Below are 18,164 nucleotides of genomic sequence, written 5' to 3' on the forward strand. Positions count from 1 at the left end.
CGGGGTCAGATGAGCTCGCGGTCGATGAAGTCGAGGAGCTCCTCGGCGGTCGCGGCCTCGACGAGGGCCGCCACGTCCTCGTCGAGGGCCGTCGCGTCCTGGTCGCACTCCCCGGCGGCCGGCTCGGGCCCGGTTCCCTCAGCCGGCCCGGTCTCCTGGACGGGCGGGGCGATCCCGGCGTCCAGGACGGCGACCAACTCGGGCAGCGTCGGCGCCTCGAACAGCAGGGTGAGCGGGAGCTTCAGCCCCGTCGCCGTGCCGAGGCGGTTGCGGAACTCGACCGAGGTGAGCGAGTCGAAGCCGAGCTCGCCGAACGGCCGGTCGTCCGGGATCGCCTCGGGCCGGGAGCCCAGGACGGCGGCCATGTGGGTCCGGACCAGGTCGGCCAGGGCGTCGGCGCGTTCACCGGCGGTCAGGCCGCCCAGCTCCTCGCGCAGCGGGCGGTGCCGCCGTGGCGTCGGGCCGTTCTCGCCCCGCCCCGCTCCGGCGGTCGCCACGACCTCGCGCAGCACCGGCGGGAGGTCCGGTCCCAGGTCGCGCAGGACCTCGCGGTCGAGCCGGGCGGGCACCAGGACGGCGTGCGGTGACGGCAGCGCCGCGTCCAGCAGGGCCAGGCCGTGCCCGGGGTCGATCTCCACCAGCCCGGCCCGGGCGAAGCGGGCGCGGTCGGCGTCACCGAGGGCGCCCAGCATGCCGTCCGGGTCGCCCCACAGGCCCCAGGCCAGCGCGAGGGCGGGCAGGCCCTGGGCGCGGCGGTGCCGGGCGAGCCCGTCGAGGAAGGCGTTGGCGGCGGTGTAGCCGCCCTGGCCGGCGCCGCCGAGCGTCCCCATCACCGAGGAGACCAGGACGAAGGCGGTGAGCGGGTGACCGGCGGTCAGCTCGTGCAGGTGCCAGGCGCCGTCGGCCTTGACCCGCATCACCCGGTCGATCCGCGCGGGGGTGAGCGAGGCGACGGGCGCGTCGTCCACCACGCCGGCGGCGTGGATCACGGCGGTCAGCGGGTGCCGGGCGGGGACCGCCGCGATCATCGCGGCGACGGCGGCCCGGTCGGCGACGTCCACGGCCGCGAACGCCACCTCGGCGCCGAGCCCGGTCAGTTCGGCCGCCAGCTCGGCGGCTCCCGGCGCATCGCCTCCCCGGCGGCCGGCCAGCAGCAGCCGCCGGGCGCCGTGCCCGGTGACCAGGTGCCGCGCCACGGCCCGGCCGATGGCGCCCGTCCCGCCGGTGATCAGGACGGTTCCGTCCGGGTCGAGGACCGGCGGGACGGTGAGCACGACCTTGCCGACGTGGGTGCCCTGGCGCAGCAGCCCGAAGGCCTCGGGCGCCCGCCGGACGTCCAGGTCGGTGACGGCGGGCCAGCCGAACGCGCCCCGGGCGAACAGCTCGACCGTCCGCTCCAGCAGGCGGGCGAGGTGCTCGGGCGGCAGCTGGAGCAGGTTGAACGCCCGGTAGCGCACGCCGGGGTGCGCGGCGGCCACCTCGGCGGGGTCGCGCTGTTCGGTCCGGCCGAGCTCGACCAGGAGCCCGCCGGGACGCAGCAGCCGCAGCGACTCGTCGACGAGCTCGCCGGTCAGCGAGTTCAGGACGAGCGCCATCCGCCGGTCGCCCGCGTCGGGGCCCGCAGCCGGGCCCGCACCCGGGCCGGCACTCGGGCCGGCACTCGGGCCGGCACCGAAGCGGGCGCCGAAGCCGGGCTCGCGGGAGGAGGCGAGGTGGTCGTCGTCGAGGCCGAGGGCGCGCAGCGCGGGCCACTTGGCGGGGCTCGCGGTCGCGAAGACCTCCGCGCCCAGGTGCCGGGCCAGCTGGACGGCGGCCAGGCCGACGCCGCCCGCCCCGGCGTGGACCAGCACCCTGTCCCCCTCACCCACGCCGCCCAGTTCGACCAGGGCGTGCAGGGCGGTCAGGTGGGCGACCGGCACGGCGGCGGCCCGGGTGAAGGACCAGTCGTCCGGGATCCTGACCAGGGTGCGCTGATCGGCCTGGGCCACCGTGCCGAACGCCGCCGGGAACAGGCCCGTCACCCGGTCGCCGACGGCCAGGCCGGTGACCCCGGGCCCGGTCGCGGTGACCACGCCCGCGCCCTCCAGACCGAGCGGGCCCGGATCGCCGGGGTGCATGTCGAGCGCGCCCAGGACGTCGTGGAAGTTCAGCCCGGCGGCGCGGACCGCGACCCGGACCCGGCCGGGGCCGGGCTCGGCGGCGGCCTCGGGACAGGGTCGCAGCTCCAGGCCGGTGAGGGTGCCGCGCTCGGGGATGTCCAGGTGCCAGGCCGCCGCGTCCTCGGGGGGCCGCAGCGCGGGATCGCCCACGGCGGACACCAGCCGGGGCACCAGGACGGCGCCGTCGCGGACGGCCAGCTGGTTCTCCTCCGGGGTCAGTACGGCGGCCGGGACCTCGGGGGCGCCTTCGATCGTGGGAGTGCCTTCGGTCGCGGTGGTGCCGGGGGCCAGGTCGACCAGGGTGAACCGGCCCGGGTGCTCGACCTGGGCGGTGCGCACCAGGCCCCAGACCGCCGCCTGGGCGAGGTCCCGGACGGTCTCGCCGGGCCGTACGGCGACCGCGCCCCGGGTGACCAGCACCAGGCGGGACCCGGCGAGCCGGTCCTCGGCGAGCCACCGGGCGAGCAGGTCCCGGGTGCGGTGGACGGCGGTCCTGGCCGCCGTCGCCGGGTCGGTGGCGTCCTGCGGTCCGTACGGTCCGTGCGCCCCGGTCGGGCAGTCCACCACGGTGGGCGTGTCCGGGTCGGCCGCCGCGAGCAGTGCGTCCGGGTCGAGGGCGTCCCACGGGACGACCGGCACCGGGCCGGCCGGCGACGTCACCGGCTCCGACTCCCGCAGCGGTTCCCAGCCGAGGGCGAACAGCGAGTCGCGCGCGGCGGCGGCCGGGTCGGGGTGCCCCGCCGCGACCGGGCGCAGCTCCACCGCCTCGACCAGCCCCACCGGCTCCCCCGAGGCGTCGAGCAGGGCCAGCGGGAGGCCGCCGTCCGAGGCGGGCCCGGCCTGCACCCGCAGGGACGTCCGGCCGCCGGCCGGAGCGGCCGTCAGGGACACTCCGCGCCAGCGCACCGGCTGTACGGGCCGCCCCTCGTGGCCCGGGGCGGCGGCGATCAGACCGTGCAGGGAGGCGTCGAGCAGGGCGGGGTGCAGCCGGTAGGACCCGGCGTCGGCCTCCGCCGGCTCCGGCAGGACGGCCTCGGCGTACTGCTCGCCGCCGGCGCCCCGCCAGGCGGCCCGCAGGCCCTGGAAGGCCGGCCCGGGCTGGTGGCCGCGCAGGGCGAGGTCCTCGTACATCCGGGTCGACGGGACCGGCGTCGCGCCGGTCGGCGGCCAATCGGTGGCGGCCCGGTTCCGGAGCGGGGCCGGGTCCTGCGCAGGGATGTGGTCGGCGCTCAGGGTGCCGGTGGCGTGCTCGATCCACTCGCCCCCGCCCGTCGCCCGGCCCGAGATCCGGCAGGTCCGCAGCCCGTCGACGTCCGCGCCGGACACCCGTACGCGCAGGTCGACGGCGCCGTCCGCGGGCAGCTCCATCGGGGTGGCGACGGTCAGTTCCTCGATCCGCGCCGTCCCGGCCTTCGCTCCCGCGTGCAGGGCCAGCTCCAGGAAGGCGGTGCCCGGCACGACGACCGTCCCGGCGAGGACGTGGTCGGCCAGCCAGGGGTGGCTGCGGGCCGACAGCCGTCCGGTGAACACCGTCTCGCCGTCGCCGAGTTCGACGGCCGCGCCGAGCAGGGGGTGCTCGGCCGGCGCCTGGCCGAGGTCGGCCGTGCCGGTCGGCCCGGCCGCTCCGGTGAGCCAGTAGCGGCGGCCCTGGAAGGGGTAGGTGGGCAGGTCGACGTGGCCGGCCGCCGCACCGGTGAGGCGCTCCCAGGCGACGGGCAGACCGCGGACGTGGGCCTCGGCGGCGGAGGTGAGGAAGCGGCGCAGGCCGCCGTCGTCGCGGCGCAGCGAGCCGGTGACGATCCCGTCGACGCCGGCCTCCTCCAGGATCTGGCCGATGCTGCCGCCCAGCACCGGGTGCGGGCCGACCTCGACGAAGGTGGTGTGGCCGGAGGCGACGAGCGCCTCGACGGCCTCCTGGAAGCGCACGGTGTGCCGCAGGTTCCGGTACCAGTAGGCCGCGTCCAGCCCGGCGCCGTCCTGCCAGTCGGCGGTGACCGAGGACATCAGCGCGATCCCGCCGCCGCGCGGCGTCAGCGGCGCCAGCCCGGCCAGGAGCTCCGCCCGGATCGGTTCGACCGCCGGGCAGTGCGAGGCGAAGGCCGCCGGGATCACCCGGGCGTTGACGCCCTCGGCCCGGTACCCGTCGACCAGGGCGGCGATCGCGTCCGGGGCGCCGGCCACGGCGGTGACGGCCGGTCCGTTGACCGCGGCGATGCTCAGCGCGCCGAGGCGCTCCCGCACCCGCGCGGCGGGCAGCGGGACGACGGCCATCGCCCCCCGGCCCATCAGGTCGACGGCCAGGCGGCTGCGCAGCGCGATGGCGCGGGCGCCGTCCTCCAGGGAGAGCGCCCCGGCCACCACGGCGGCGGCGAGCTCGCCCTGGGAGTGGCCGACCACGGCGTCCGGGACGACCCCGGCCTCCCGCCACAGCTCGGCCAGCGACACCATCACCGCCCACAGCGCGGGCTGCACGACATCGATCCGGTCGAGCGGGGACGCGCCGGTCGGCGCGCCGGTCCGGGAGTCGGTCCGGGCGTCGGACGCGGCGTCCGTCCGGGCCTCGGCCGGGGCGTCCGTCCGGGTTTCGGCCCGGCCATCGGCCAGGACGTCGGCCAACGACCAGTCGACGTACGGCGCGAGCGCCCGCTCGCACTCGGCCAGGCGGGCCGCGAACACCGGGCTCTCGGCGGCGAGTCGCGCCGCCATCCCGCGCCACTGGCCGCCCTGGCCGGGGAAGACCAGGACGGTCCGGCCGGGCTCGCCGGCCCGGCCGGTGACCAGGCCGGGGGCCTCCTCGGCGCGGGCCAGCGCCGCCAGCGCCCGCTCGGCCTCCGGCCGGTCGGCGGCGACCACCACGGCACGTTCGTCCCAGGAGGTCCGGGCGGTCAGGGCCGGCGCGGCGGCGACCGGGTCGAGCGGCCCGTCGGCCAGCCCGCGGGCCCGCTCCCGCAGCGCCTCCGGGGTGCGGGCCGACAGCACGACTGGCACCACGGGCGGTGCCGCCGGTTCTCCCGCCGCCCCGGGCCCGGTCGGCTGCCCGGCCTGCTGCCCGGCCGGCGGCTCGGTCAGGATCACGTGCGCGTTGGTGCCGCTGATCCCGAACGAGGAGACGCCGCCGCGCCGGGGCTCCCCGGTCTCCGGCCAGGGCCGGGCCCGGTCGAGCAGGGCCACCGAGCCGGCCGTCCAGTCCACGTGCGGGGACGGCTCGTCGGCGTGCAGCGTGGCGGGCAGCGCGCCCCGCCGGAGCGCCTGGACCATCTTGATCACGCCGCCGACGCCCGCCGCAGCCTGCGCGTGCCCGATGTTGGACTTGAGGGACCCGAGCCACAGCGGCCGCTCCCGGCCCTGCCCGTACGCGGCCAGCAGGGCGTTGGCCTCGATCGGGTCGCCCAGGGCGGTGCCGGTCCCGTGCGCCTCCACGGCGTCGACCTGCCGCGGCGCGAGCCCGGCGTCGGCGAGCGCGTCCTCGATCACGCGCTGCTGGGCGACCCCGCTGGGCGCGGACAGCCCGTTGGAGGCGCCGTCGGAGTTGACGGCGCTGCCGGCCACGACCGCCAGCACCGGGTGGCCGTGGCGGCGGGCGTCCGAGAGCCGCTCGACCACGACCATGCCCGCGCCCTCGCCCCAGCCGGTGCCGTCCGCCCCGGCGGAGAACGCCTTGCAGCGGCCGTCGGCGGCCAGCACCCGCTGGCAGGACAACTCCACGAACATGCCGGGCGTCGCCATGACGGTGACCCCGCCGGCCAGGGCGAGCGAGCACTCCCCGGCCCGGACCGACCGCACCGCCTGGTGCAGCGCGACCAGCGACGCCGAGCACGCGGTGTCCACCGTCAGCGCGGGCCCGTTCAGCCCGAGGACGTACGCGATCCGCCCGGAGACCACGCTCACGCTGGTGCCGGTCAGCAGGTGCCCAGCGACGCCGGGCCCGGCCGTCTCCATGCTCGGCCCGTAGCCGGAGTGCATCGCCCCGGCGAACACGCCGGTCCGGCTGCCCTTCAGCGCGGTGGGGTCGATCCCGGCCCGCTCCAGCGCCTCCCAGGCGACCTCCAGCAGGAGCCGCTGCTGCGGGTCCATGGCGAGGGCCTCGCGCGGGCTGATCCCGAAGAACTCCGCGTCGAAGTCCGGGACGTCCCGGACGAAGCCGCCCCGGCGGACGTAGGAGGTGCCGGCCCGGTCCGGGTCCGGGTGGTGGAGCGCCGCCAGGTCCCAGCCCCGGTCGTCGGGGAAGTCGCCGATGGCGTCGGTGCCGGCGTCGACCAGGTCCCACAGGTCCTCGGGCGAGCGCACCCCGCCGGGGAAGCGGCAGGCCATGCCGACGATGACCACGGGGTCGTCGGCCTCGTCGTCGTTTCCGGCCTTGCCGTCGTTGTCGTCGTTGTCGGCCTCCGGCTCGGCCGCGTTGTCGCTCTCCGGCTCGGCCTCGTCGTTCGCCCTCAGCGCGCCGATCGCGGCGGCGAGGGCGGCCGGGCTCGGGTGGTCGTACAGGACGGTGCTCTCCAGGTTCAGCCCCGTCGCGGCCGCCAGCCGGTCGCGCAGTTCGAGCGTCATGGCCGAGTCCAGGCCCATCTCGCGGAACGTCCGCCCGGGCCGGACGTCGGTGGCCGAGCCCGTGCCCAGCACGACGGCGGTCAGGCTCCGGACCAGCTCCAGGACCGACCGCCCGTCCAGGCCCGGAACCGGCGCCAGGGCCGGAACCGGCGCCGGCGCCCGCGTCCCCTCGTCCGCCCGCTCGCTCCCGGTGGCCCCCGGCATCCCGGACGGCCAGTAGGAGCGGCGCTGGAACGGGTAGGTCGGCAGGTCGGCGAGCGGCGCCGAGGCGGGCAGCAGCGCGGACCAGTCGACCGGGACGCCCCGGACGAAGGCCTCGGCCGCCGCCGTGAGGAACCGCCGGCGGCCGCCGTGGCCGCGCCGGAGCGTGCTCAGCGCGGCGCCGTCCCCGCCGTGCAGGTCGATCGCCTGCCGGACGCCCATCGCCAGCACCGGATGCGGGCTGATCTCCAGGAAGGTCGAGTGGCCCGCGTCCAGCAGGCGTTCGACGACCGGCCCGAACCGCACCGGCTCGCGCAGGTTGCGGAACCAGTACCCGGGGCCCAGCTCGGCGGTGTCGACCGGTCCGGCGGTGACGGTCGAGTGGAACGGCACGTCGGTGGAGCGCGGGGCGATCCCGGCGAACGCGGCGAGCAGGCCGTCCCGCAGCTCCTCGACGGCCGCGCTGTGCGAGGCGTAGTCGATCGGGATCCGCCGGGTGCGCACCCGCTGCCCGTAGTGGGCGGCCAGCGCGTCGAGCGCGGCCGCCGGCCCCGCCACCACCGTGTGCGCCGGGCCGTTGACCGCCGCGACCGACAGCCCGGGGCCGCCGACCGCCGCGCGGTCGACTCCCGCGAGCTCGGCCGCCGCGAGGTCCCGCTCCACCCGCTCGGCCGGGAGGTCCACCGACAACAGGCCGCCACCGCCCGCGATCCGGTTCAGCACCCGGCTGCGCAGGGCCACGATCCGCGCACCGTCCCGGAGCGACAGCGCGCCCACGGCGGTGGCGGCGGCGATCTCGCCCTGCGAGTGCCCCACCACGGCGGCCGGCTCCACCCCGGCCGAGCGCCACAGCGCGGCCAGCGACACCATCACGGCCCACAGCGCGGGCTGGACCACCTCGTCGCCCTCCAGCGGCGGCGCGCCGGGGACCCCGCGCAGGACGTCGGCCAACGACCAGTCCACGTACGGGCGGAGGGCCTCGGCGCACTCGTCGATCCGCTCGGCGAAGAACGGGGAGGTCTCGATCAGCTCCGCCGCCATGCCCGTCCACTGCGAGCCCTGGCCGGGGAAGACGAAGACCGGCCGCACCGGCGGCCCCTCGTGCCGGCCCTCCACCACGGCCGCCGACGGCCGCCCGGCCGCCCGGTCCGCGAGTTCGGTGAGGAAGCCGTCCCGGTCGTCCGCGACGACCACGCAGCGGTGCTCGAACGCGGTGCGGGTGACGGCCAGCGACCGGCCCACCGAGGCCACCCCGAGCGCCGGACGCGCCGCCACATGGGCGCGCAGCCGTTCGGCCTGGTCCCGCAACGCGGGCTCGTCCCGCCCGGACAGGACCCAGGGCAGCGCCCCGGCCTCCTCCTTCTCCTCGGGGGCCGTGTCGGCTGCGTCCACGCCCGGCCAATCCGACAGAATCACATGGCAGTTGGTGCCGCCGATCCCGAACGAGCTGACTCCGGCGACCAGTTGACCGTACGGCGAGGGCCAGGCCCCGGCCTCGGTGTTCACCCGCAGCCGCAGCTCGTCGAGCGGGACCCGCTCGCCGGGCCCGACGTGGTTCAGGCTGGGCACGAGCTCGCGCTCGGCGAGGCACAGGACGGTCTTGATGAACCCGGCGATCCCCGCCGCGCCCTCCAGATGGCCGATGTTCGTCTTCACCGACCCGACCAGCAGCGGATCGCCCTCGCCGCGCACCGAGCCCAGCGCCGCACCGAGCGCCGCGGCCTCGACCGGGTCGCCGGCCCGCGTCCCCGAACCGTGCAGCTCGACGTACTGGACCTCGCCCGGCTCGACGCCCGCGTCGACGCAGGCCTCCAGGAGCACCCGCTCCTGCGACGCCCGGCCCGGGGTCGGCAGCGTCTGCGTCGCGCCGTCGTTGTTCAGCGCGCTGCCGCGGATGACGGCGTGGATGCGGTCGCCGTCCCGGACGGCGGCCTCCAGCAGCTTGAGCACCACCACCCCGCCGCCCTCACCGCGGACGTAGCCGTTGGCGCGGGCGTCGAAGGTGAAGCAGCGCCCGTCCGGCGACAGCGTTCCGGCCCGCTCCAGCGCCCGGGTGCTCTCCGGCGCGAGGACCAGGCTCACCCCGCCGGCCAGCGCCAGCTCGGACTCGCCGCTGCGCAGGCTCGCGCACGCCAGGTGCACGGCGGCCAGCGAGGACGACTGACCGGTGTCCACCACCAGGCTCGGACCGTGCAGGCCCAGCGTGTACGAGATCCGGTTGGCGGTCACCCCGCGCTGCAGCCCGGTCAGGGTGTGCCCGGTCACCGCGTCGGGGCCCAGCCCGTGCAGCAGCGTCGCGTAGTCGTCCGCGATCACCCCCAGGAACACGCCCGTCCGGCTGCCCTCCAGGGCGCCCGGCAGGGTCCTGGCGTCCTCCAGCGCCTCCCACGCCAGTTCGAGGGCCAGCCGCTGCTGCGGGTCCATCGCCACGGCCTCGCGCCGCGAGATGCCGAAGAACTCGGGGTCGAACCCGTCCACCCCGTCCAGGAACCCCCCGCGCGCCGGGCCCCGGCCGCCCCGCCGCCCGACCACCGCGTCACCACCGCCGCGCAGCAGCCGCCAGAACGCCTCCGGCCCGTCCGCCTGCGGGAACCGGCAGCCGACCCCGACCACCGCGACCGCGCGCGCCGGGAGCTCACGCCCGCCACGACAACCAGCACTGTCCATCATCGATGCCCCCCCGCAGTGAGAATCAGACGGCCGACCACCGGAAGGCCCCGACGGACCACCGGGTCGTCGCCCCGGGTCCGCCCTTGAACCGGCGGGTTCGGTCGCGGGAGATCCCGGCCGCCACCTCGGCGCCGATGCCCGCCCCACGAGGATGCGCCCGCCCGCACACCACCGGAACCCGTCCCGGGGGTTCATGATCGTGCGTTGCTGAACCCCGAAGGGGCCCGCACATACCCGACATACCGGGCACCTTGCGGCGAGCCGCCCGGAGGGCCGCCCGAAGCCTCCGGGCCGCGACCATCCACGGGCGGACACCCGCGGACCACCACTCCGGCACGCTCCGGGTCGGGTCCGGAGCGTGCCGCAACAGCGCCGGGGGCGGCGGCCCGACGACCGCGCAGGACCGGGTCACGGCCTCGCAGGAGGCCACAACGGCCAAGTACCGCACAGGGGTTGAGGAACATCCAGGCCGGATCGCGACTGGTGCGCGGCTGACAGGCCGTCGCCGAGGTGACCGGCCCGCTCGCACCGGGGGGCGCGCGGCACACCCGGCGGTTCAGTCCTGGAGGGAGGCGAGCCAGGCGGTCAGCAGACGGTTGACCTCCGCAGGGCGCTCCTGCTGGATCCAGTGCCCGCAGCCCTCCAGGATGTGGGCGGAGGCCAGGCCGGGGAGGGTGGTCGGGTAGGCCTCGATCGCGTCGGCCATCCAGGTCGTGGAAGCGTCCAGGGCGCCGCCGATGAACAGGGACGGCTGCCTGATCGGGGCTCCGGCGTACTGGGCGAGGTCCTCCCAGTCGCGGTCCATGGTGCGGTAGCGGTTGAGGGCCCCGGTCATGCCGGTGCGCTCGAACTCCCCGGCGTACACGTCGAGGTCGTCCTCGGTCAGCCAGGCGGGCAGCCTGCCGCCGGGGAAGCGATCGCGCAGCCGGCCGCCGGCGCGGGCCACGAAGTGCGGGTCGGGCTCGCCCCGGGCGGGCATCGTGTCGGCGGACATGGCCGCGTAGAAGCCCGCGAGCCAGCCCCGGAGGTCGGGCTCCATCTCCGCTTCGGCCCGGCCGGGCTCCTGGAAGTACGAGACGTAGAACTCCTGGTCGCCGCCCATCCGCGCGAAGACGTCGGTGGGGCGGGGGCCGCCGGGCGGCGCGTAGGGGACGCTCAGCAGTGCGACGGCGCGGAAGACCTCGGGGTGGAGCAGGGCGGAGGCCGCCGCGATGTTGGAGCCCCAGTCGTGCCCGACGACCACCGCCCTCTCCTCACCCAGGGCGCGCACCAGGGCGACGTTGTCCTCCACCAGGTCGAGCATCCGGTAGGCGTCCGTCGCGGCCGGCTTGGAGGAGCGGCCGTAGCCGCGCACGTCGAGCGCCACGGCCCGGTACCCCGCCGCCGCGAGGGCCGGGAGTTGGCGGCGCCAGGAGTACCAGGACTCGGGGAAGCCGTGGACGAGCAGGACCAGTGGTCCGGTGCCCTGCTCGACCAGGTGCAGGCGCCCGGCGGGTGCCTCGATGGTGCGGTGGCGCAGGTCGGTGGACGGCGCGGGCTGGTGCATCGCTTCTCCTCGGTTCACGGGCGGCCGCGGGTACCCGCCGATCATGCGGCGCGGCGGCCGCGCGACGCGAACACCCTTGCCATCGTGGCAAACTGGCAGGACAGGGCGGTGAAGGCGGCACGGCCGCAGGGAGCGGGGCGACGGTGACGGACGACGGCACAGCCGACACGCTGGCGGCCATGGGCCCCCGGCTGCGGACCGCGCGCGAGCGGCACGGCGCCACACTCACCGGCGTCAGTCGCGCGACCGGCATCTCGCTGAGCACGCTGTCGCGGATCGAGACCGGTCGGCGCAAGCCGACCCTGGAGGTCCTGCTGCAACTCGCGAAGGCGTACGGCGTCTCCCTGGACGAGCTGGCCGGCACCGCACCCGCGGCGACCGGACCGCGCGCCCCGGCGCCGCCTCGCTCCGGCAACGACAAGGCGGTGCTACCGCTGACCCGCTACGTCGGGGGCCTGCACGCCCACAAGCACGTCCTCCCCGCCGTCGACGCACCCCCCGCGCGGCCGCGGCAGGTCTCCCACGACGGGTACGAATGGCTGTGCGTCCTGTACGGACGGCTGTGGCTGGCACTCGGCGAGCAGGACCTCGTCCTGAGCGCCGGGGACGTGGCCGAGTTCGACACCCGCACCGCCCACGGAGTCGCGAACGCCGGCCCCGGCGGACCGGTCGAATACCTGATCATGTTCGGACCGCAGGGAGAGCGCCTACGACCGCGCACCCCAACCCCCGACCGCGGCGCCCGGTAGTCCGGAGCACAGCGCCCGGGCCCCGCAACGGTGCCTGCGGCATCACGCCCCGGCGGCGTCCGGACCACGCAGTGGCCGCACAGGGAGCCGAAAGGAGCACCGACCGAGCAGGTTGATGTGGCTCCGCACGAACGGTGAGAGCCGAACCACGCCCTCGTCACGGACGCCAAAAGCACGTCCTCCCAGGGCCGCCCGAGCCGGCCCAGGTCGATCCGGCCGGCAACGGAGTCCTTGCGGCGACCCTGTTGACCGCAGGCCTTCAGACCGAACGCCCTGCGAGGAACAAGGCGGCCCGCTCGTCCAGTTCCGTAGCGCCGTGGACGGTCCGAATGCGCGCAAGGCGGGCGCGCATGTCCGTCACGGCGTCGTCCACCTTCACCGATCGGAGGCCTTCGGCCAGCACGAGGAACTCACACCACGTCGACAGGGCGGCTCCGTAGTTCTCCTGGCGGACCTGCACCGCCCCCAGGTCGGCCAGAACGATCGCATGGCTACGGCGCCGGTCGAGACCGTGAACGTCCAGGGCGACTTGGAGATGCTCCTGGGCCGCTTCGTAGGCGCCGAGTTGGGCGAGGATCATCCCCGAATGGTGAGCCCAGCGACCGATGCTGAAGTGGCTCGCCCAGGAGTCGCCGGGCGTCGGCGAGGATCGCTCGATGTGCCGCTGGGACGTGCCGAGGAAGCGGGTGGCCGTGGTCCGATCACCGTCCTGGGCCGCGGCGTCGGCGAGGGTGGTCTCGTAGTAGGCGAGGGCTTTCGGGTCGTCCAGGCGTTTCGCCTGGTCAACGCACTCCTCCGCGATCCGCACAGCGGCGGCCCGGTAGCCGAGATCGATGGCCTGCACGGCGAGGCCGCGGAGCGCGGTGGCCGCGAGTTCCGCGTCGCCGGCCTCGGCGGCCAGCCGGTACGAATGCGCGTAGTACTTCTGGGCGACGCCATGGTTGCCCTCGTCCTGAGCCATCCATCCGATGAGGTGGGTCAACTGGGCGGCCCCGGCGAAGAGTCCGCGCCCGACGGACTCGGACCAGGCGCCGTCCAGCCATGGACTGACGTTCTCCACGAGGTACTGGACGGCAAGGTGCCGCGCATGACCGCCGCCGAGTTCCGCCGCCGCGTCACCGAGCGACTTGACCATCTGCCGGACAGCAAGGACTTCACCCTGGCCGACCCGGACCGTCGCACCGGAGTTGGCCGTCACCCTGCGGGTGATGCTGTCCAGATCGGGCAGGCCAAGGGCCGCGAGCGCATAGCCGCTGGAGGAGGCCATGAATTCCCGGCGAAGCACTTCGCTCCTTCCCAGCGCGAGGACTGAGCTCACGGTATCGCCCACACCACCCTCGGGCACGTCAACCTGCGCCGCAGGCGCATCATCAGATGAGCCGAACCCAAGCACCTCACAGAGAAACGGCCACCAGTACTTCGGTGCCCGCCCCTGCTTCTCCCATCGGTAAACCTGTCCGCGGCCCGGCCCCTTCCCTCCTCTGCCCTCGACCTTTCCCAGTTCGATGGCGAGACGCTCCTGCGACCAGCCCCTTGCGCTACGTGCCCTTTTGATCATCTCGCCAGTGGAGACATCTTCCGACACGGCGCCCCTTCCCTGGACTACAAGTCGGCCTACAACTGGCTCACAAGCGGCATACAGGCTGGCACCTATTCGCGGACGGTGACGCGGCATTGACTGTACGTCAGCCGTCCAGGGCCGAAAGCCCTGGCTGGGTGGCTCTTCCCAGGTTCAAACACGGCCATGCCATCGATCCCCGCCCGAGGTGTTGCGTCATGAGCGTGCGTTTCCGCCGATTCGCCCTGCCCCGTGTCAACGAGTCGGTTCCCAAGAGCAGGGACCTGGTCGGCCACACGATCCGGGCCTGGATCTCCATGAGCGAAGAGGCGCACGACAACTTGAACCTGATCACCTCCGAGTTGGTTACGAACGCCGTCGAGCACACCACCGCGGACACCATCGTGCTCACCCTCCAGCTGAACACCCGGACCCGGATGGTGACCGTCGGGGTCCAGGACAGCAGTGCGGCCCTGCCGTCCGGCCGTCACGCGGCGCCCGACGACCAGTCCGGACGCGGCCTGTGGCTCATCGCCGCACTGGCGAACCGGCACGGAGCCCAGCTCACCTCAACCGGCAAGTGGGTCTGGGCCGAGGTCGCCCTCCAGCCCCTGGCCCGCGAACAGACCCGCCGCAACGTGCTGCGGCAGATCATCTCGGTCAACAAGGTCCGCCCGCTCATCCGGGCGCGGATCCTCTCGGCCGCCTAACCCCCCTCCTTCTCAACCCGCACGGAACATCCCCGTGCCGGGCCGATCCGTCACGCCTCCGTGACCCTCATCCCGCCGACTCCGGAGAGAGACACCAGTGACCACCCGCGTCGAACGCACGACACGCCCTCAGATCGATCGCCTGCGCGAAGCCCTGCAGCTCGCCGCGCCCGAGGCCCCGACTGTCTCGGCGACCGAGACCGACCGGCTTCTCGTGAACCCCGTCGAGCTCCGCGACCACCTCACCCAACACCTCGGCGACCACGCCAGCCGGGTCCTCGTGACCGGGACTCTCGACAGGCGGCTCGTGCTGATCGAACAGCCGGACGCCCGCTGGGTCGTCGCCGACCTCTCGGGCCATAACCACGACACCCGCTACTGGCCGACCTGGATCACCGGGCACATCGAGATGGACACGCCGGACTCCTGGCTGTCCCTGGCCAACCTCGACGACGCCGCGGTCCATCGCTTCACCAAGCCGACCGTCCTGCTCGCCGCGCTCTACCACCCCGAGCACTTCCCGCTGCCCCGCTTCCCTCTCGGTGTCAGCGACGTGGCCAGGGCCGCCCGGTCCACGCTCACCGGGGAGGTCTCCCTCCTCGACATGCAGCTCGGCACCACGCTGAGCGGCCTCATCATGGCGGTGGCCGAGAACCGGCCGGACATCCTGGGGATCAGCGCGACCTTCGGCCAGCACGACCTCATGACCGAGCTGCTGGACGCCGCCTACTCCCTCGAATCCCAGCCGATGGTGATCGCCGGGGGCAGCCTCACCGCCCGCAACGAAGCCCTCCTCCTGGAGCGCTACCCCAAGCTCCTGGTCGCCCGGGGAGCCGGCGAGCCCACGATCAAAGACCTCCTCGCCCACTGGCACGGTGACATCCCGCTGAACAAGGTCCACGGCATCGGTTACAACGGAGCCGCACGCGGCGAGGGCACTCCGATCATCAGCCGCCGCCGCACCGCCAAACCGGTCAGCAACTCGCAGGACGACATCTTCCCCGAGCTGGACCTCCTGCCAGCCACTTTCGAGCACAAGGGCGTTGCCCAGGCCGAGGGCTCTCGCGGCTGCACCAATTACTGCTCGTTCTGCCCGCGCGGCCACAAGGGGACCTGGTTCGGAAGCCACCCGGAAGCCTTCCCGTGGCTCCTCGAGGAGATGGGGCACATCTTCGACAGGTACCCGCACGTCTCCCGGACGCTCTACCTGGTGGACGAGGAGTTCATCGGCCGCGACGATGGCGCGGTGCCCCGCGCCCTGAACATGGGCTCCACCCTCCACGACGCGGGCTTCACATGGGAGACCAGCTGCCGCGTCGACCAGGTCGTCCGCCTCGACCAGGACACCGCCTGGCACCGCGAGCGCGCCGACATGTGGCGCCGGCTCGTGCAACACGGCCTTCGACGCTGCCTGTTCGGCGTCGAGTCCGGAGTCGACTCGATCCTGGAGCGGTTCAACAAGGAGACCACCGGCGAGCAGATTGCCGTCGCCATCCGCACTCTGTCGGCGCTCGGTGTCCCCACCAGGTTCACGTACATCAGCTTCGACCAGCTCATGACGTTCGAGGAGCTGAAAGCCACCTACGCCTACCAGGGTCGGACCGACCTCCTCCTACGACCGATGCCCAACCTGCCGATCCGGGAGATCGTCGAAGGCGTCCAGGACCCGGAGTGGGTGGCCTGGGCATCCTCCGGCAGGCCCCTGCACAGCGGCATCTCCTACATGCTCGTCAGCATGGAGTGCCTGGTCGGGGCCGCCTACACCAAGCGGGCCCAGGCTGCCGGGCTCACCGGCGAGGTTCGGCCGTCCATGGGCCGGGTCGACTCCCGGTTCGCCGACTGGCGGATCGGCGTCGCCAGCCAGTGGGCCCAGCTCTGGGTCGACAGGAACTTCGCTTTGGACTACACCTTCAAGTCGCTGGAGAAGATGCTCGACGGCGACCCCCGCAGCATCGTCCGAGCCGCCCGGATCGTCCTCAAGTACGCCGCCTACCAGGTCTTCGGCCGCATGATCGACGCGATCGAGCAGACCCCGCCGGTGCCCGGCGAGAAAGGTGCGGAAGCGGCCCTCGGCGCCCGTGTGCGCACCGAACTGGAAGACGAGTTCAAGGCCCTCTCGAAGAAGATGGCCGGCGGCGTCGAGCACGTCCTGCGCAACATCCCCAAGGACTTCGCCGCCATCCTCGACAAGGAGTACCTGCGCTGGGAGCAGACCTCCGAGTGGCGCTCCATCAACGCCTCGGACCCCTGCGGAACCTGAGGAGACGACCATGAAGAAGCGCTACGTGCCCGGCCTCGGCCATGTCTCGGCGATCGGCGCCGGATGCTGGACCATCGGCGGCCTCGCTACCAACGACGGCGTCCCGGTCGGCTGGACCGGAGTGGACGAGGACGAGGCGTACAGTGCCCTCGTCCGCGCCCACGACCTCGGCATCACCCTCTACGACACCGCCGACGCCTATGGCCTCGGCCAGTCCGAGCGCCTGGTCGGCAGGCTCCTGACTACTGCCAACCGCGACCGGCTCACCGTCTCCAGCAAGGTGGGCTATGTCCGCGGAAATGCCGCTCACCCGTACGAGCGAGACCAGATCCTCCGGCAGTTCGACGCCACCCTGGACAACCTCGGCACCGACTACCTCGACCTGTACTCCCTCCACAGCTCCGACTTCGGCCCCGACCATCGCTACCTCGGCGAGGCCGCCAAGACCCTCCGGGAACTGCGCGATCAGGGCCTGATCAAGGCCATCGGCATGCGAGCCCCGCACGAGTTCTGCCTGGCATGGGCCGAGGACGTCAGCCACCCGCGCTGTGCGGAGGCATCCGCGTTCATGCTGAGGTTCGCCGTCGTCCAGCCCGACGTGCTGACCGTCCGCTACAACATGCTCAGTCCCCTGTACGAGCCCATGGACGCCGACATCTTCGACCTCGCCAACAAGTGCGGCGTCGGCGTTCTCATCAAGCAGGCACTCGGGCAGGGGCTGTTGGTCGGCGCCCACCGCACGGATCTCCCGCGCACCTTCCCACTGGGCGACCACCGCCGAGGCGACCCGAAGTTCAGCCCGGCAGCCGTGGGGGCTGTGCGGCACGGTCTGAGGCAACTCGGAGCGGACTTCGGCTACACCCGGGCCGACCTGACCCGCATGGCTCTCCAATACGCCCTCCAGCGATCCGAAAACGCCTCCTTGCTCGTCGGTTTCCGCACCGCCCAGCAGATCAGCGTCAACGTCGCCGCAGTCGGCGATCCGCTCACAGCCCCCGAGATCGACCAGATCCAATCCGTCATGGCGCTCGTCCGCGAGACCATCGCCTCGCTGACCGACACTCAGGAGAAAAGTCCGTGAAGTACACCGAAGTCGAACAGAAGTTCAAGCTCCTCAGCGACCCCCAGGAGCTGAAGGACCAGCTCATCGCCCGGGGCGGCAAAGCCGGCCGGCCGACCCGCCAGGTCGACCACTACTACAACGCCCCCCACAAGGACTTCCTCTCCGGAGACGTGATCTCCGAGTGGCTCCGGATCCGCATCGAGGACGGCATCTCCTCCCTGAACTTCAAGCGGTGGTACCCACTGGAGGAGAAGATCAAGACCCACTGCGACGAGTTCGAGAGCACCGTCTCCGACGCCACGGCCGTCCAGCACATCCTGGACTCCCTCGACTTCACCAAGCTCACCACGGTCGACAAGACTCGCGAAGAGTGGTTCATCGACAGCATCGCCGTCGCCTTTGACAGTGTGGGCGACCTCGGAGACTTCATCGAGTTCGAGTACAAGGGTGAGGCCGAAACCGTTGAGGAGGCCACCGAGAAGATCGAATCCTTCATCGCAGGCCTCGACATCAAGCTCGGCGACCGCATCCACGCCGGCTACCCCCATCTCACCCTCGGGCTGGCCTGACGAACGGGCGCACGACCGTACCGATATACCTGCACCGGACCCTTTGGCGCCGTGCGGATGTTGCGGTTTTCTGCTCTTTACCTCCGAGTGGTGAGGCTTTTTTCGCGGCGTGCTCCAGGCCTGCCTGGAGC

General features: G+C 73.9%; 8 protein-coding genes. 5 read left to right on the plus strand and 3 right to left on the minus strand.

The genetic code is table 11. The features are described 5' to 3' along the window. Window positions 1-5: 5 nt before the first annotated feature. Together ACFRQN_RS22825 and ACFRQN_RS22830 are read right to left on the minus strand one after the other, a co-directional pair. A complete protein-coding gene (locus tag ACFRQN_RS22825; RefSeq protein WP_380741697.1) occupies window positions 6-9,578 on the minus strand; it encodes a type I polyketide synthase in 9,573 nt (3,190 codons plus the stop codon). Window positions 9,579-10,134: 556 nt separating this feature from the next. After that, complete coding sequence (locus tag ACFRQN_RS22830; RefSeq protein WP_380741699.1) at window positions 10,135-11,124, minus strand: alpha/beta fold hydrolase; 990 nt, start codon at window positions 11,122-11,124, stop codon at window positions 10,135-10,137. 179 nt (window positions 11,125-11,303) lie between these two features. Here ACFRQN_RS22830 and ACFRQN_RS22835 point away from each other — a divergent pair, with 179 nt between their 5' ends. Further along, window positions 11,304-11,873 carry a helix-turn-helix domain-containing protein gene (locus ACFRQN_RS22835; RefSeq protein ID WP_380741711.1) on the plus strand — a complete coding sequence of 190 codons (570 nt, stop codon included), beginning with the start codon at window positions 11,304-11,306 and terminating at the stop codon, window positions 11,871-11,873. 259 nt (window positions 11,874-12,132) lie between these two features. On the opposite strand, the gene ACFRQN_RS22840 is transcribed toward ACFRQN_RS22835, so the two are convergent. Continuing rightward, window positions 12,133-13,458: a tetratricopeptide repeat protein gene (locus tag ACFRQN_RS22840; protein WP_380741701.1), complete on the minus strand. Its 1,326-nt coding sequence runs from the start codon at window positions 13,456-13,458 to the stop codon at window positions 12,133-12,135. A 191-nt stretch (window positions 13,459-13,649) separates the two neighbouring features. On the opposite strand from ACFRQN_RS22840, the gene ACFRQN_RS22845 reads away from it, so the two are divergent. The 4 genes from ACFRQN_RS22845 (at window position 13,650) to cyaB (ending at window position 18,033) form a co-directional block, all read left to right on the plus strand. Continuing rightward, window positions 13,650-14,141 carry an ATP-binding protein gene (locus ACFRQN_RS22845; RefSeq protein WP_380741703.1) on the plus strand — a complete coding sequence of 164 codons (492 nt, stop codon included), beginning with the start codon at window positions 13,650-13,652 and terminating at the stop codon, window positions 14,139-14,141. A gap of 97 nt (window positions 14,142-14,238) precedes the next feature. Further along, a complete protein-coding gene (locus ACFRQN_RS22850; protein WP_380741705.1) occupies window positions 14,239-16,401 on the plus strand; it encodes a B12-binding domain-containing radical SAM protein in 2,163 nt (720 codons plus the stop codon). 10 nt (window positions 16,402-16,411) lie between these two features. Next, complete coding sequence (locus ACFRQN_RS22855) at window positions 16,412-17,482, plus strand: aldo/keto reductase (RefSeq protein WP_380741707.1); 1,071 nt, start codon at window positions 16,412-16,414, stop codon at window positions 17,480-17,482. Continuing rightward, entirely contained in the window at window positions 17,479-18,033 is a 555-nt protein-coding gene (cyaB, locus tag ACFRQN_RS22860; protein WP_380741709.1) for a class IV adenylate cyclase, read from the plus strand. The genes ACFRQN_RS22855 and cyaB overlap by 4 nt, the downstream gene beginning before the upstream one ends. Window positions 18,034-18,164 lie beyond the last annotated feature (131 nt).

The organism is Kitasatospora sp. NPDC056800, from assembly GCF_042789775.1.
Taxonomy (GTDB): domain Bacteria; phylum Actinomycetota; class Actinomycetes; order Streptomycetales; family Streptomycetaceae; genus Kitasatospora.